Consider the following 14,096-nt stretch of genomic DNA (forward strand, 5'->3'; position numbering starts at 1 on the left):
TGAGGGAAAGGAGATCCGTCATGCCGACACAGGGAACCTCAAAGCAACCCACGACCGAGTTCGACGCCCGCTACAGCTCCGCACTGCATCCCCGCCCGGGTGCCACGGAGGTCACCGCCACCGAGTGGACCACGGCCCAGCGGGTGCTGAAGTCCGCAGAGATCTTCTGGGTGTCCACGGTGCGGCCCGACGGCCGGCTGCACGTCACTCCCGTGATCGCTGCCTGGCACGACGGGGTGCTGTACTTCTCCACCGGCCCGGGGGAACAGAAGGCGAGGAACCTCGCTCATGACGCGCACTGCGCACTGACGACCGGGGGAAACTCGCTCACCGAAGGGCTCGACCTCGTGGTCGAGGGCAAGGCGGAACAGGTTGCCGATCCGGCGCTGCTGGAGGAGGTGATCGCGGCGTACGAAGCCAAGTACGGGCCGCACATCACCTCCCCCGAGGGCACCTTCCACGGGATCGGGGACGCGTTCCGGAAGGGGGACGCGGTGGTGTTCGCGGTGGCTCCGGCAACGGCGTACGGATTCGGCCGGGACGACGGGGTGTACACCCATACGCGGTGGAGGTTCTGAGCAAGTCCGAGCAGGAAGGACGCAGGTGATCGGCACCGGCGAGTACGCGGACCTGTCCGCCCTGGACATCGCCCGTCATGTGCGGCACGGCGACATGACGGCCGTAGACGTCGTCGAGGCCGCCCTGGCCCGGATCGCCGAAGTCGACGACGCCGTACGCGCGTTCACCGAGGTCTGGGCCGAGCGGGCACTCGCGCACGCGGCCGGCGTCGACGCGCGGCTCGCCCGCGGCGCCGTACTGCCTCTCGCGGGTGTGCCGATCGGCGTCAAGGCGAGCGAAGGCCCCGGCTCCTTCCAGAACACCCGGCTGGTGGCCGCCGGGTGCGTGCCGGTGGGTGCGACCTCGGTGCCGCGTACCAGCCGCGGCTGGCAGACCTACGGGCACACGGACCGGGGTCCCACCCTCAACCCGCTCGATCCGGCGTGGTCACCCGGCGGCTCGTCCGCGGGTTCGGCGGCCGCGGTCGCCGCCGGACTCGTGCCCCTCGCCAGTGGGTCCGACGGCGCCGGATCGGTGCGCATCCCCGCCGCGTGGTGCGGCATCGTCGGCTTCAAGCCCACCAATGGCCTGCTCCCGGCCCGTGACCGGGCGGGTCTGAACTCGCCCGGCGTCCTGGTGGGCGACCCGCGGGACGCCCTCGCCCATCTCGACGCGGTGACCGAGTCGCCGGTGCCGGCCGTCCGCTCCACGTACCCGCTCCCCGCGGTCTGGTCGGCCACTTTGGGATACGCGGACACCGATCCGGCGGTCGCGGCCGTCGCCCGCCGCTCGGCGGAGAACCTCGCCGAGGCCGGACTGATCACCCTGACCGAAGGCTCCGGCCTGATACTCGCCGACCCCGCCTCGGCCTGGACGGCGCTTCGCGCGGGGGTGCCTTCCCCGACCGAGGGTGCCAGCAGGGTCGTCAGCACCAACGAGCAGCGACTGCGCGACTGTTTCCAGCGAGCCGACCTCGTCCTCACACCCACCACACCCCACCCGCCGCACGGCCACGACGGGCCGGGGGCACGGATGAGCGTTGCCCTGACCTGGGCGTTCAACCTCAGCGGTCATCCAGCGCTCAGCCTTCCGGCAGGGATCACGGCCCAGGGAGCGCCTGTCGGTCTCCAGCTCGTCGCCCGCCACCACGAGGAGCGACAGCTCCTCGGCATCGCCGACCGCGCCACCCGGCTGGGCGCCGTCCCCCGGTCGCTCGGGGGTGGTGTCGGAGCCCGAGCCGGTGGCGCGGCGTTGTCGGAGGGTGGTGGCACAGTGACGGACAACGATCGAGAGGCGTGGAGGGGCGATGGGGGATTTCTTCGAGCGGATCGTCGACGTCGAGGTGAGCGGTGAGGAGGCCGGGCCGCTCGCGGATCGGATGGTCGATTGGCTGGTCACCGAGGGCCTGATCACGCGTGAGACGTCCGGCGACGGGGTGTACAGCCTGAACGTGGATGAGGGCCATGTGCCGGGCCCGGACTGGGCGCGGGCCGTCGCCGACTCCTCGGACCCGGACTGGCGGCCGGGCGCGGTGGCCGTGATCGTCGGACGCGACCACCACTGCGGGGGTCAGGGAATGGACGAAGCGGAGTACGCCGTCTGCCCGCGGTGCGAGACCAGGACCGTGATCATCGGCTACCCCGAGGAGTGCGAGGCGGACGAGGAGGTCTGGCGGCCGTTCCGGGACGGCATCGCCGCCTGGAAGGACACGGGTGAGGGCGGTGTCCCCTGCTCCGCCTGCGGTGCCTCGGTCCCGGTCACCGAGTGGCGGTGGGACTCCGGTTTCGCGGTGGGCGCCCTCGCTTTCGACTTCTGGGGGTGGCCACCGCTCTCCGCCGGCTTCCGCGCGGAGTTCAGCCGGCGGCTGGGGCACCGAACGGCGGAGCAGACGGGCAAGTTCTGAGCCGTCTTCCCCGAGCTCCTCGCGGCGGCCACACCCGGTGCCTCCCTCCGACCCGTTGGCGGTCGCACCGTGCCGGGGGGAGGACGGTCGTCAGCGAACGTCGTCGAGGACCTCGCGCAGCCTGCGCGCGAAGGCCTCGGGCTTGCCGGCGTAGCCGGACTCGCCGCCGAGGAAGCCACCGTGGTGGCTGGGGAACACGGTCGCCTGCCGGCCGAGCAGTGCGGCCGCCGCCTCCGAGGTGCGTCCGGTGAAGGTGTCGAGGGTCTCCTCACCGACGGCGATCAGGACCCGCGTCGGCGCGGAGTTCAGGGCGTCGATGTCGGGTCGGTAGCCGCTGACCGCCCAGGACCGGTCGGAGAGCAGCGGATCGTCACGGGAGCCGTCGTCCTCGGTCGGCATCCCGAACGCGGCCGGATCCGGAGCGGGTTGGGCGAAGTAGGCGTCGGTGAACTCGCCCCGCCACGAGGTCATCGCGATGAACGCCGCCATGCCGGCGCCCCAGCCTTTGTCCTGGTACGCCTGCCGGACGGCGGCCCGGGCACGCTCGGCGGCCACGGCGTCGGGCAGTACCGGGATGAGCGGCGGCTCGTGCGCCACCAGGGTGGTCACGTCGTCGGGGTACGCCGCCACGAGGGCGAGCGCGGTCACGGCGCCGCCGCTGCTCGCGAACATCTCGACCGGGCCCGTTCCGAGCGCCTCGATCACGGCGTGCACGTCGGCGGCCTGATGCTCGGGCGCGTGGTCGACCCGGCCGTCCTTGCGGGTGCTGCGGCCGAGACCGCGCGGGTCGTAGGTGACCACGGTGCGGTCGGGGAAGTGCGACGCCAGGGCACGGAAGCCGCCGGCGTCCATGGGCTGGCCGATCATGACCAGCGGTGGGCGTCCGTCGGCGGTCGGCAGTGGGCCGTGGACGTCGTAGGCGAGGTCGGCTTCGGGGGTCTGGAGGATCCGAGTCGTCATGAACGTTGGACTCCCGCGGCGCCCAAAACTCATCGCACACCGCGCCCGTGTTCGCTCTTGTCGACGGCTGCGGCGGTCTCGTCGTACCCGAGGTCGCACACCTCGCGCAGCACGACCAGCGCCCGCTCGGTCCGCGTGAGTGTCTCCAGCACCGGCAGCATCGTCATGGAGACGCTGTCGGCCGGCTCGACGTCCTCGGCCACGTCCGGGGCGGTCAGCAGCGGCTCGGGCAGCCAGGGGCGACGTAGGACTCACGTCGATGACGGTGCCGAGCATCTCGCAGGCGACGGTGAACAGCACATTTGTGGCGCACGTCACACCGCCGCTCCGTCACAAGGAGCGGGTCGCCGGCGTCTCGTGTTCGTCCAGCGCAACACGACAACCAGCGAGTGACGAGTGGGGACGACATCATGAACGCTCGGTTCAACCTGTTCGAGAACGAGATCGGCGCCAAGTTCGCCAAGCGGTTCGCAGGCGCCGGCCTGGTGGTCCAGCAGTCGCCGCTGCCGAGGTCCACGCAGGAACTGGTGGCGCTGCGCGCCAGCCAGATCAACGGCTGCGGTTGGTGCGTCGACATGCACACCAAGGAGGCGGCGGCCGCCGGTGAAACCGCCGTACGACTCAACCTCGTCGCGGTCTGGCGCGAGTCCACCGTGTTCACCGAAGCCGAGCGGGCCGCCCTGGCGCTCGCCGAAGAGGGAACCCGGCTCGCCGACGCCTGTCAGGGCGTGTCCGACGAGACCTGGGCCCAGGTGCGCAAGCACTACGACGACGACCAGATCGCCGCACTGGTCACCCTGGTCGCCCTGATCAACGCGGCCAACCGGCTCGCCGTGATCGCGCACCAGCAGGGCGGTTCCTACGAGCCCGGCATGTTCGCCGCCGCGTTCGACTGAGCTGCTGAGCTGCGGCCGAGTGGGTCCCGGCCCGGGATCATTCGATCCGGGGCCGGGCCCACCGAGGTCCGTGCGCAGCGCGGTGCACGCCGAAGCCCGACGGTGCGGTGACATTCCGCGCAGTCCCCCGCCCCCGGCTGAGAGCAGCGGCTCGTACGACACAGAAGGCGAGACCGGGCGGAGGGGGCCCGGATTCTCGATCTCGCCCGGCACTTCCACGGAGGCGACACTGGTCACAAAGGGGGCGAATCCGGGCCCGATGTCTGCTGGGGACTTCTTCGGGTCCCTGACCAGGAAGGAAGCAGACCGTGCAGATCACCCGTCGCGACGTCCTCAAGCTCGGTGGCCTGGCTCTGCTGGCCGGTGGCGCCGCAAGGCCGGCCTCCGCCTCCACGGCTCCGTCCGCCGTGCCCGATGCTCCGGGCGAGGCGGACTACACCGTGCGGATCGGGACCGGGCTCGTCGAGCTCGCGCCGGACACGATCGTGTCCACCACGACGTACAACGGTCAGTTCCCCGGTCCGCTGCTGCGGTTCACCGAAGGCCGCCCGGTCGTGGTCGACGTCCACAACGACACCGGCACCCCCGAACTGCTCCACTGGCACGGCCAGCGGGTTCCCGCCGAAGTGGACGGGGCGGCGGAGGAGGGCACCCCGTACATCCCCGCACACGGGACGCGGCGCCTGTCGTTCACGCCCGGACCGGCCGGTTTCCGCTTCTACCACACCCATGTGGCAGCACATGACGACCTGGGTCTGGGTACCTACACCGGTCAGGCAGGCCCGGTCCACATCGAGCCGAAGGCCCACCCCGGCGCCTACGACCAGGAGGTCTTCCTGGTGCTGAAGGAGTTCGGGCCCGCCTTCAGCCAGGGCGGGGACATGGCCCAGAACTTCCTGGCCGGCTCCGAGGTGCCGGCCCTGAAACGCAGGGGCGAGAAGGCGATGGCCGGCTCACTGGCCCGGGGGATGCCGCACGGCTACGAGGTCGGCTACACCGCGTTCAGTGTCAACGGCCGCAAACTGGGCCACGGCCCGCCGATCAAGGTCAAGTCCGGGCAGCGCGTGCTGCTCCACGTCCTCAACGCCAGCGCCACCGAGATCCGCAGCCTGGCCCTGCCCGGCCACACCTTCGAAGTGGTCGCCCTCGACGGCAACCCGGTACCCCGTCGCGCCGACGTGCCGGTGCTGTGGATCGGCACCGCCGAACGCGTCTCGGCCCTGGTGGAGATGAACCATCCGGGTGTGTGGGTACTGGGGGACCTGGCCGACGACGACCGGAAGAACGGCATGGGCACCGTGGTGGAGTACGCCGGCCGCGGCGGCTCCCCGCAATGGACCGCACCGCGCACATCCACCTGGGACTACCGCACCTTCGCCCGCGCGGGTGCCACCGCCCGGCGGCCCGACCACACCTTCGACCTGCTGGTGGAGAAACGCAACGCCGCCGACAAGGGCTTCAACATCTGGACCCTCGACGGCGTGCCCTTCTCCATGGACACCGACAAGCCGGTGCTGGACATCGACCGCGGCAGCCGCTACCGGATGCGGTTCCGCAACGCGACCGACGACGTGCACCCCCTCCACCTGCACCGCCACACCTTCGAAGTCACCCACGTCGCCGGGACCCCGACCCACGGCCTGCACAAGGACGTCGTCATGCTCGGCGGCTACCAGACACTCGACTTCGACTTCACCGCCGACCAGCCGGGCCTGTCCCTGTTCCACTGCCATCAGCAACTCCACATGGACTACGGCTTCATGACCCTGCTGCACTGCGGCTGACCCGCGCCCTCGCCGTCAGCGCTCAGGCCAAGTCGACGCGCATCCCGCCCCCGGTCAGGGTGTCGAGCACTTCGGCGAACAGGTCGTACGGCTGTCCCTCCGGCGTCAAGGTGCGGGACAGGTGCTCGCGCGCGGTTGCCGCATCCCGCCAGAGCAGCGTTCCCGGAGAGGTGTAGCCGAACCTGCCGCGCAGGCAGTCGTCGAGGGCGGCCAGGCAGCCGCCGAAGTAGCCGCCCGGCCCGTTCACGGCCTCGCCGAGGGCCAGGTGGAACCCTGGAACGTCGGTGATGTGCCGGCCGTCGAGCTCGTACACGTGACCGGCCGGCTGGTCGGGGCGCGGACGCCGGAAGGCCCGCTCCTGGACGACGTCCAGCCAGGCCTCGCGCCTCCGGGTGTCGAGGCCGGCCCACGCACCGGGTGTCTCCGGCGGCCCGGCGAGCCACTGCTCCCAGACCGGCCGGGCGTGTTCGGGCACGGGCGTGAAGAACCGGCCGTCCAGCTCCAAGTCGATCAAGCCCGCCTCGGGTGCGGACGGGTGGCACGCGTCGACCCTGGTCCACAGCAGCAGCCGGGCGAGCGGCTCACCCCTGTCGTCCCGTATCACCAGGGCGGCCTCCTCCAGGTCCAGCGCCCGCCGGGTCCCCGCCGTCAGCGCTCGCCGCAGCGCCTCACCCGGGACCAGGTCCCGCGGGACCAACGGGGGTTCGACCCGCTCGGGCGGCAGGACACGGGCGAACTCCCGGCAGGTGCCCAGCCATCGGTGCTGGTCGTGCAGTCGGACGGAGCCCCGGTGCCCGACGGGCGGGCCCTCGCAGTCGTCGAGACCGGTGAGCACCGGACCGTCCGCACCGGGGTGTTGACCGAGGCTCTCCGCGTCCTCGAGGAGCCAGGGCCCGAGGTCCTCGTCCTCCGGCACCAGCCATACCCGGCTGCCGGCCCAGCCACGTACCTCGTCTCCTTCCGGAACCCAGCCGAAGAGTTCGTACGTGCCGCGCCGGGGCTCCCCGAACAGTCCCTCCACCTCGGCGCAGACACCCCAGACCTGGCCGTGCTTCGTATCCGTCAGCGTGTACCGGGCCTGTCCGCGACGGCACTCTTCCTCATGTTCCTCACCCACGGTGGGAATCATGCCCGGTCATGACAACCGTGGAATGGCGGAGGCGGCCTTGGTGGCGCAGATCGTGCCGCGGCCGTCGACGATGGCGCAGGCGCGGACGCTGGTGAGCTCGTCGACGTGGGCCATGGGGGTGTGGGCGGTCTTGCCGGTCTGCTGGCGGTACTCCTGTGAGTTCTCCTCGTCGTGCTCGACGGTGAGCATGATGCGGTCTCCGGGTGAGGTGCCGCGCATCCTGGCCCAGGCGGAACGGCAGCGAGGGCTGTAGCGCAGCTCGACGAGAACTCCGTAGCCACGGCCGGTGTAGGTGGTGGCGGCGTCCTGCGCGCACACCGTGGTGGTGGGCTCCACGGAGGTGCAGGAGGCGCCGCTGCATGTGGCGGGTGGCGCGGGACGAGGCGGCGCCGATGCCGAAGGGCGGTTCGTGCCACCCGCTTTCTGAGTGGAGTCCGTGAAGTGCCAGGTCAGGAAGGTGGCCACCAGGGCGACGACCACCCCTGCGGCCGCGAGGACCGTCAACGGGGTCCGCTTCCTTCCCGCCTGCCGCGGTACGGCGTCCGCCGGCGCGGGTGAGGGCGCTGCCGCCGTTGCCGGGGGTGGTGTGGGGGTCGGGGGCGGCTTGGGGCCGCGGCCGCGTTCCGTCTCCGCGTACCGGTGCAGATCCAGGGCCCGGTCGAGTTCCGTATCGATCGACGGCGTGCCGGTGGGCTGCGTACGGATCCGCCAGAGCTCTCGGATCACTTCGACCGTGGGGACCGTGGTCCCCGATTCCCACCGTGAGACCGTCGGCTGTCTGGTCCCCAGCTTCCTGGCGACCGAACTCTGACTCCGGTTGCTCTCCTCGCGCCACCGTTTGAGTGTCTGCCCCAGCTCGACCCCTGCGGGTGTCGACGGCTCCTGGCCGCTGGCGGCGTCGTTCCGAGGCTGGGTGTCCACCCGCGCGCTCCCTCTGTCCCGTTTCGAAGTACCAGGTCAGAGCCCATACACAGAGCCGCGTATATGCACGTATGGCCGGTACCGCGCACAGCGTAGATCCGGCCCGGAACATGGTCCAAAGTTGTCGTCGGCCGGTGAGAGCGTCCCGGCCGATCCCCTCCTGCGAAGTCCCTGGTCGCGCCATGCCCTGGCGCGTCATGGACGTGCCCGGAGACATGACACGAAAGGACCAACCGCCATGAACACGAAGTACCGCACGAGTCTGCGCGTGGTGGCCGTCGCAGCCGCCTCCACCGGAATCCTCTCCACGATCGGCCTGGCGGGCGGTACCGCCGCCGCCCACGACGCCGACAGCGCCCGTCGGGCACGCCTGGCCCAGCCGCTGGACGCCACCCACAGCGGCGCGAAGGCCGTCGGCGTCTCGCACGCCCGGCAGTGGCCCGCGCTGCGCTCCGGCAGCCGCGGAGTGGTGGTCAGCGCCGCCCAGCACCTGCTGACGGCGCGGGGGCACACGGTGAAGGCGGACGGCGTGTACGGCAGCCGCACCATCGCCGCGGTGAAGGCCTTCCAGAGCCGCCAGCACCTGCCCGCGGACGGCGTCGTCGGACCCGGCACCTGGAACGCGCTGACCGTCAGCGTGCGCTCCGGCAGCCGCGGGCACGCGGTCACCGCGGCCCAGCAACTGCTGACCGCGCGGGGGCACACGGTGAAGGCGGACGGCGTGTACGGCAGCCGCACCGTCGCCGCGGTGAAGGCCTTCCAGAGCCGGCACCACCTGCGCGCGGACGGCGTCGTCGGACCCGACACCTGGAACGTCCTGGTCAACGGCTCCACCGGTGTCGTGCCCGCGCCCCGCGGATACGTACTGAAGTTCACCAAGAACCGGCAGCACCCGGACAGGTCGAAGCTCGCCCTGTACCGCGACGGCCGTCTCCTCGACAGCTACCGCGCCGGATCCGGAATGGGCAGCACGGACGAGTGCGCCGGCAAAACGGGCTGGCTGCCCAGCGGCACCTACGAGATCCTCGGGCACCAGACCAACCGCGACACCAGGATCAAGGGGTACGCGATCCACCTCGCCGACAAGACCTGCCACCCCAGGCCCGGCCAGAAGGCAGTCAAGCGCGGCGATCTGTTCATCCACAGCAAGATGACCAAGAACGGCACCAGCCTGTGGCGCGGTGACAACGACTACAAGTCCGAGGGCTGCGTCAAACTCGCTCCCGGCCACATCAAGAGCCTGTTCGCCCACCTGGACCAGGCCCACTGGCCCAAGACCCTGACCCTCCAGGTCAGTTGAGACCACCACCCCATCGGGGAAGGGCCTTCCCGGGCAGCGCTGGCCGGGAAGGCCCTCGGCGTCACAGAACGCCCCCGAGCGCCAGGCTCACAAGCAGCAGACCAACGCTCACTGGCGCGCCTGCCAGGGCCAGGAGCAGCGGGAGGAACGCGGCGTGCTCGTTGGATCCGGAGCGTCCGGGCCGTATCCGGCCGCCCCGCCGGCCCATCGCCACACTCAACCGCTCGGCCGCCCGGTCGGAGACGAGAACAGGTGGACCCGAGTGCCGCTTCAGAACCTCGCGCACGGCGTCATCAGTCGTTCCTTCGCCACCCGCAAGCTGCTTGTCGACGATGATTCGGGTGCCGTGTACGTCCGTGAGGACGAGCCAGTCAGCGGCAGTACCGCGTCCGGCGGCCCCCAGGCGGCCGACCTTCTTGAGCCGGGTGGAATCGACCGTACGTCGGCCGGTGAGCGTGCGGGCGGAGAGCAGGTCGCCCTCGTGCAGTCGTGCGTGCCGGCCCTGATTGACGCAGTACACCGCCGTGGCTCCGAGCAGGAGCGCGAACAGCCCCAGCAGGCACAGCCCGTCGCCGACCAGGCCGGCCCTCACGAGCATCGCCGGGACGACCACCAGAACGGGCGTGGTCGACCAGGCGAGGACGTTGCCGATCCGCTGGCCCGGCCGCCCCTGTCCGGGGAACACGGATATCGCTTCGGCCGAGTCGGTCGTCATACCCCGACGGTACCCAACCGCGATCTCGGCGTCCTGGGTCTCCGGCCCGATCCGGCACGAGCAGCAGGTCTTCAAGCGTCCTGGCGCAAAAGCGGCGTAGGACGGAGGAGCGGTGGAGGAGTCGACGTCGGTGTCGGTTTCTTGCCGGAGAACGACCGGCCGGCGTGTTTGACTCCGTGCATGACCACCACGCAGTCGGCCAAAGCCCAGCTCTTCCGTTCTCTGCACACGCCCGGCGCGCCGCTCGCGCTCGCCAATGCCTGGGACGTCGCGAGTGCCCGGGTCATCGAGTCCGCGGGGGCCTCCGCGATCGCCACCACGAGTGCGGGCGTCGCCTGGTCGTTGGGCTCGCCGGACGGTGACGTCCTCGCCCGCGATCAAGCGCTCGGGTTGATTTCCCGCGTCGCCGCCGCGGTCGCGGTTCCGGTCACCGCCGACATCGAGGGCGGGTACGGGCAGGACGCGGACGAGGTCGCCGAGACCATCACCGGGGTGCTCGCGGCGGGGGCTGTCGGCGTCAACATCGAGGACGGCACCCGAGCCCCGGACGAGCTCGCGACGCGGCTGGCCGTCGCCCGGCGGACCGCCGACCGCGCGGGGGTGGAACTCTTCCTCAACGCCCGTGTCGACACGTACCTGTTGGGGCTCGGGGACCCGGTCACCCGGCTGGAGGAGACCCTGGCCCGCGCGCGCCGGTACGTGGACGCCGGCGCGGACGGCATCTTCGTTCCCGGTGTCTCCGACACCGCCACGATCGCGGCGCTGGCCGAGGACATCTCCGTGCCGTTGAACGTCATGGCCGGCCCCGGTGCCCCGAGCGTCGCCGAGCTGGGTGCCCTCGGCGTGGCCCGCGTCAGCCTCGGCCCGGGCGTGGCGCAGGCCGCGTACGCTGCCGCCCGCCGCGCCGCGCGGGAGCTCTTCGACACCGGTGGCTACGACTCCTTGTCCGGCGGCATCACCTTCCCGGAACTCAACGCGCTGCTCTCCGAGTCCCGTTGACAGCACCGGGGCCGGGTGAGGAACGGATGGACCCGGGGTCCGAGGCCCGTGCGGCGTCCTACTGCGACGACTCGGGCTTCGAGACATTGACCGGTTGAGGGAAGCGGAAGTGCTCCCCCGGGCAGCGCGCCAGGGGGAGCACTTCGCTGTGCGCCTGCCGGTGACGGGTGAGAAGACGATCACTGGCAGGACATCCGCGGGACTACGTCGTCACGACGGTCGTCACGGCGCGAGCAGCAGGCTGTCGCCGCGCTCCTTGGCTGCGGCGTAGCGCTTGGCCACGTCCTGCCAGTTGACGACCTGCCACATCGCCTCGATGAAGTCCACCTTCTGGTTCTTGTACTGGAGGTAGAAGGCGTGCTCCCAGGCGTCGAAGACGAGGACCGGGGTGGAGCCCTGCCCGATGTTGCCCTGGTGGTCGTAGACCTGCTCCACGATCAGACGGCCGCTCAGCGGCTCGTACGCGAGCACACCCCAGCCCGAACCCTGGGTCGTGGCCGCGGCCTTGGACAGCTGTGCCTTGAAGCCCGCGAAGGAGCCGAACGACTCGGTGATGGCGCCGGCCAGCTCCCCCACGCCGTCCTTCTCCAGGGGCTCACCGCCGCCGTCGCCGGTCATGTTGTGCCAGTAGATGCTGTGGAGGATGTGCCCGGACAGATGGAAGGCCAGGTTCTTCTCCAGACCGTTGATCGAGCCCCACGACTCCTTGTCCCGTGCCTCGGCCAGCTGCTCCAGTGTGTCGTTGGCGCCCTTGACGTAGGCCGCGTGGTGCTTGTCGTGGTGCAGCTCGATGATCTCGGGACTGATGACCGGGGCGAGCGCCGAGTAGTCGTACGGGAGCTCCGGGAGCGTGTAGACCGCCATGTCCACCATCATCCTTCGAGTTATTGCACATGATTTGCACGTGCACGATAGCAGCAATAACGCGCCCGAGCGCCGAACCCGGCACCAGCCGCCATGACCCCTCGACCGGGCCGACCGCACATTCCAGCCGCCGCGACATTTCCCGCAGATATGAATGAATCGCCCTATATTGACTTCACGACGCATGGCCCGCGGCAGCACCACCCGCCGGCCGCCGAACGGCACCCCCAGGAGCAGCGCATGACCACCGCCGCCGAACACCGCACCCACGACAACCACGCCCACACCCACGGCGAGGGCTGCGGACACGCCGCCTTCCCGCACGGCGACCACGTCGACTACGTGCACGACGGGCACCTTCACAAGGCCCACGACGGCCACACCGACGAGTGCGTGACCGCCGGCCACACCACCCACGCCCACCACGACCACCAGCACGGCGAGGACTGCGGACACATGGCCGTACCCCACGAGGGTCACGTCGACTACGTGCACGACGGACACCGCCACGCCGCCCACGAGGGGCACTGGGACGACCACTGACGCAGCCGGCAGGCCTCGAGCGGCCGGCGGCCTCCCGAGGACGCCGGCCTCGGAAGTCCCACCCGACAGCAAAATAGTAATGAGATTCGTTTTCATGTAGCCTCCTGGTTGCTCACCGAAGGTGACCACCGAACCAGGAGGACCCCATGGCCGTTCCCAAGCGCAAGATGTCCCGCAGCAACACCCGCCACCGCCGCGCCCAGTGGAAGGCGGCCACGCCGGCGCTCGTCCCGATCACCGTCGACGGCGTCGCGCACCTCGTGCCCCAGCGACTGGTGAAGGCCTACGAGCGCGGGCTGCTGCGCCCCGAGGGCTGACCGTCCATGGCTTCCGACCGACTCCCCGTCACCGTCCTGTCCGGCTTCCTCGGCGCGGGCAAGACCACCCTCCTCAACCATGTCCTGGGCAACCGCGAGGGACTGCGCGTCGCGGTCATCGTCAACGACATGAGCGAGGTCAACATCGACGCCGCCCTGGTGCGCGGCGGCGAGGCGGCCCTGTCACGCACCGAGGAACGCCTGGTCGAGATGACCAACGGCTGCATCTGCTGCACCCTGCGCGACGACCTGCTCGAGGAGGTCGACCGGCTGGCCCGCGAGGGCCGCTTCGACTACCTGCTCATCGAGTCGTCCGGCATCTCCGAACCCATGCCGGTGGCCGCGACGTTCGCCTTCGCCCGCGACGACGGTGCCACCCTCGGCGAGATCGCCCGCCTGGACACCATGGTCACGGTCGTCGACGCCGCCGGCTTCCTGCCCGAGCTGACCAGCGGCGACGAACTCGTCGAGCGCGGCCTGGACCAGTACGAGGACGACGAACGCACCGTCAGCGACCTGCTGATGGACCAGGTCGAGTTCGCGGACGTCATCGTGCTCAACAAACTCGACCTCGTCGACGAGGAGTCGGCGGACCGGCTTCGGGCGGCGCTCACCCGCCTCAACCCGGTGGCGCGCGTCGTCCCGGCCGTCCACGGCCGCGTGCGGGCCGCAGAGGTACTGGGCACCGGGCTGTTCGACCTGGAACGCGCCCAACAGGCCCCCGGCTGGGTGCGGGAGCTCAACGGTGACCACGTCCCCGAGACGGAGGAGTACGGGATCTCCTCGACCGTCTTCCGCGCCGAACTGCCGTTCCACCCAGGCCGGCTGTGGACGTTCGTGACCGAGAAGCTCGACAGCGGCGCGTTCGGCGAGGTTCTGCGGTCCAAGGGGTTCTTCACACTGGCCGGCCGCGGGCAGGTGACGGGCCTGTGGTCGCAGGCCGGCTCCGTCGCACGCTTCGAGCCCTCCGGCGCCCGCGACACCGACGGCCCGGAAGGCCAGGAACTGGTCTTCATCGGCACGCGTCTGCGCACGGACGCGCTCCACGCGGCACTGGGCGACTGCCTCATGGCCGACGGTGAAAGCCTGCCGCCCGTCGACCCGTTCCCCGTCTGGGACACCTACGGCATCGGCGACACCTGCGAGCACGAGCACCCGGAACCCGTGGCGCACGTCTGAGCGCACACCCGTGCCCTCCGTGGGCGTG

The 14,096-nt window shown here is 70.8% G+C and carries 15 protein-coding genes and 1 pseudogene; 10 read left to right on the forward strand and 6 right to left on the reverse strand.

Annotated features, from left to right (window positions below):
- The first annotated feature begins 20 nt into the window (after positions 1-20).
- From ACIQMV_RS20145 to ACIQMV_RS20155, 3 genes are all read left to right on the forward strand, one after another.
- Positions 21-578 carry a pyridoxamine 5'-phosphate oxidase family protein gene (locus ACIQMV_RS20145; protein WP_141367398.1) on the forward strand — a complete coding sequence of 186 codons (558 nt, stop codon included), beginning with the start codon at positions 21-23 and terminating at the stop codon, positions 576-578.
- Between the two features lie 94 nt (positions 579-672).
- Positions 673-1,911, forward strand: a complete 1,239-nt coding sequence (locus ACIQMV_RS20150) for an amidase family protein (RefSeq protein ID WP_402594494.1) — start codon at positions 673-675, stop codon at positions 1,909-1,911.
- Positions 1,865-2,461, forward strand: coding sequence for a hypothetical protein (locus ACIQMV_RS20155; protein WP_402594337.1), 597 nt, complete (start codon positions 1,865-1,867; stop codon positions 2,459-2,461). Before ACIQMV_RS20150 ends, ACIQMV_RS20155 begins: the two co-directional genes overlap by 47 nt.
- A 90-nt stretch (positions 2,462-2,551) precedes the next feature.
- Here ACIQMV_RS20155 and ACIQMV_RS20160 read toward each other — a convergent pair whose 3' ends face one another.
- Together ACIQMV_RS20160 and ACIQMV_RS20165 are read right to left on the reverse strand one after the other, a co-directional pair.
- Positions 2,552-3,421, reverse strand: a complete 870-nt coding sequence (locus tag ACIQMV_RS20160; protein ID WP_402594339.1) for an alpha/beta fold hydrolase — start codon at positions 3,419-3,421, stop codon at positions 2,552-2,554.
- Positions 3,422-3,474: 53 nt separating this feature from the next.
- Positions 3,475-3,680: pseudogene (locus ACIQMV_RS20165) on the reverse strand (RNA polymerase subunit sigma-24); the annotation flags it as partial.
- Positions 3,681-3,831: 151 nt separating this feature from the next.
- On the opposite strand from ACIQMV_RS20165, the gene ACIQMV_RS20170 reads away from it, so the two are divergent.
- Complete coding sequence (locus ACIQMV_RS20170) at positions 3,832-4,317, forward strand: carboxymuconolactone decarboxylase family protein (protein ID WP_401772336.1); 486 nt, start codon at positions 3,832-3,834, stop codon at positions 4,315-4,317.
- A 308-nt stretch (positions 4,318-4,625) separates the two neighbouring features.
- The gene (locus tag ACIQMV_RS20175) at positions 4,626-6,101 is read left to right on the forward strand and encodes a multicopper oxidase family protein (protein ID WP_402594341.1); all 1,476 of its coding nucleotides are present in this window, start codon (positions 4,626-4,628) and stop codon (positions 6,099-6,101) included.
- A 22-nt stretch (positions 6,102-6,123) separates the two neighbouring features.
- Here the strand turns inward: ACIQMV_RS20175 and ACIQMV_RS20180 are convergent, their stop codons facing one another.
- Entirely contained in the window at positions 6,124-7,230 is a 1,107-nt protein-coding gene (locus ACIQMV_RS20180) for a barstar family protein (protein ID WP_402594343.1), read from the reverse strand.
- 6 nt (positions 7,231-7,236) lie between these two features.
- The gene (locus ACIQMV_RS20185) at positions 7,237-8,151 is read right to left on the reverse strand and encodes a DUF2690 domain-containing protein (protein ID WP_402594344.1); all 915 of its coding nucleotides are present in this window, start codon (positions 8,149-8,151) and stop codon (positions 7,237-7,239) included.
- Positions 8,152-8,389: 238 nt separating this feature from the next.
- Between ACIQMV_RS20185 and ACIQMV_RS20190 the strand changes: the two genes are divergently transcribed.
- Entirely contained in the window at positions 8,390-9,451 is a 1,062-nt protein-coding gene (locus ACIQMV_RS20190) for a peptidoglycan-binding protein (RefSeq protein ID WP_402594346.1), read from the forward strand.
- Positions 9,452-9,512: 61 nt separating this feature from the next.
- Here the strand turns inward: ACIQMV_RS20190 and ACIQMV_RS20195 are convergent, their stop codons facing one another.
- On the reverse strand, positions 9,513-10,166 hold the full coding sequence (locus ACIQMV_RS20195) for a hypothetical protein (RefSeq protein ID WP_402594347.1): 654 nt from the start codon (positions 10,164-10,166) through the stop codon (positions 9,513-9,515).
- A 180-nt stretch (positions 10,167-10,346) separates the two neighbouring features.
- On the opposite strand from ACIQMV_RS20195, the gene ACIQMV_RS20200 reads away from it, so the two are divergent.
- Positions 10,347-11,165, forward strand: a complete 819-nt coding sequence (locus tag ACIQMV_RS20200; protein ID WP_402594349.1) for an isocitrate lyase/phosphoenolpyruvate mutase family protein — start codon at positions 10,347-10,349, stop codon at positions 11,163-11,165.
- Between the two features lie 222 nt (positions 11,166-11,387).
- On the opposite strand, the gene ACIQMV_RS20205 is transcribed toward ACIQMV_RS20200, so the two are convergent.
- A complete protein-coding gene (locus tag ACIQMV_RS20205) occupies positions 11,388-12,029 on the reverse strand; it encodes a superoxide dismutase (RefSeq protein WP_402594350.1) in 642 nt (213 codons plus the stop codon).
- 240 nt (positions 12,030-12,269) lie between these two features.
- Between ACIQMV_RS20205 and ACIQMV_RS20210 the strand changes: the two genes are divergently transcribed.
- From ACIQMV_RS20210 to ACIQMV_RS20220, 3 genes are all read left to right on the forward strand, one after another.
- The gene (locus ACIQMV_RS20210; protein WP_402594352.1) at positions 12,270-12,572 is read left to right on the forward strand and encodes a hypothetical protein; all 303 of its coding nucleotides are present in this window, start codon (positions 12,270-12,272) and stop codon (positions 12,570-12,572) included.
- Positions 12,573-12,718: 146 nt separating this feature from the next.
- Positions 12,719-12,889 carry a 50S ribosomal protein L32 gene (gene rpmF / locus ACIQMV_RS20215; protein WP_141367375.1) on the forward strand — a complete coding sequence of 57 codons (171 nt, stop codon included), beginning with the start codon at positions 12,719-12,721 and terminating at the stop codon, positions 12,887-12,889.
- A 6-nt stretch (positions 12,890-12,895) separates the two neighbouring features.
- Positions 12,896-14,068: a GTP-binding protein gene (locus ACIQMV_RS20220; protein ID WP_402594354.1), complete on the forward strand. Its 1,173-nt coding sequence runs from the start codon at positions 12,896-12,898 to the stop codon at positions 14,066-14,068.
- Positions 14,069-14,096 lie beyond the last annotated feature (28 nt).

The organism is Streptomyces sp. NPDC091412 (assembly GCF_044756885.1).
GTDB lineage: Bacteria > Actinomycetota > Actinomycetes > Streptomycetales > Streptomycetaceae > Streptomyces.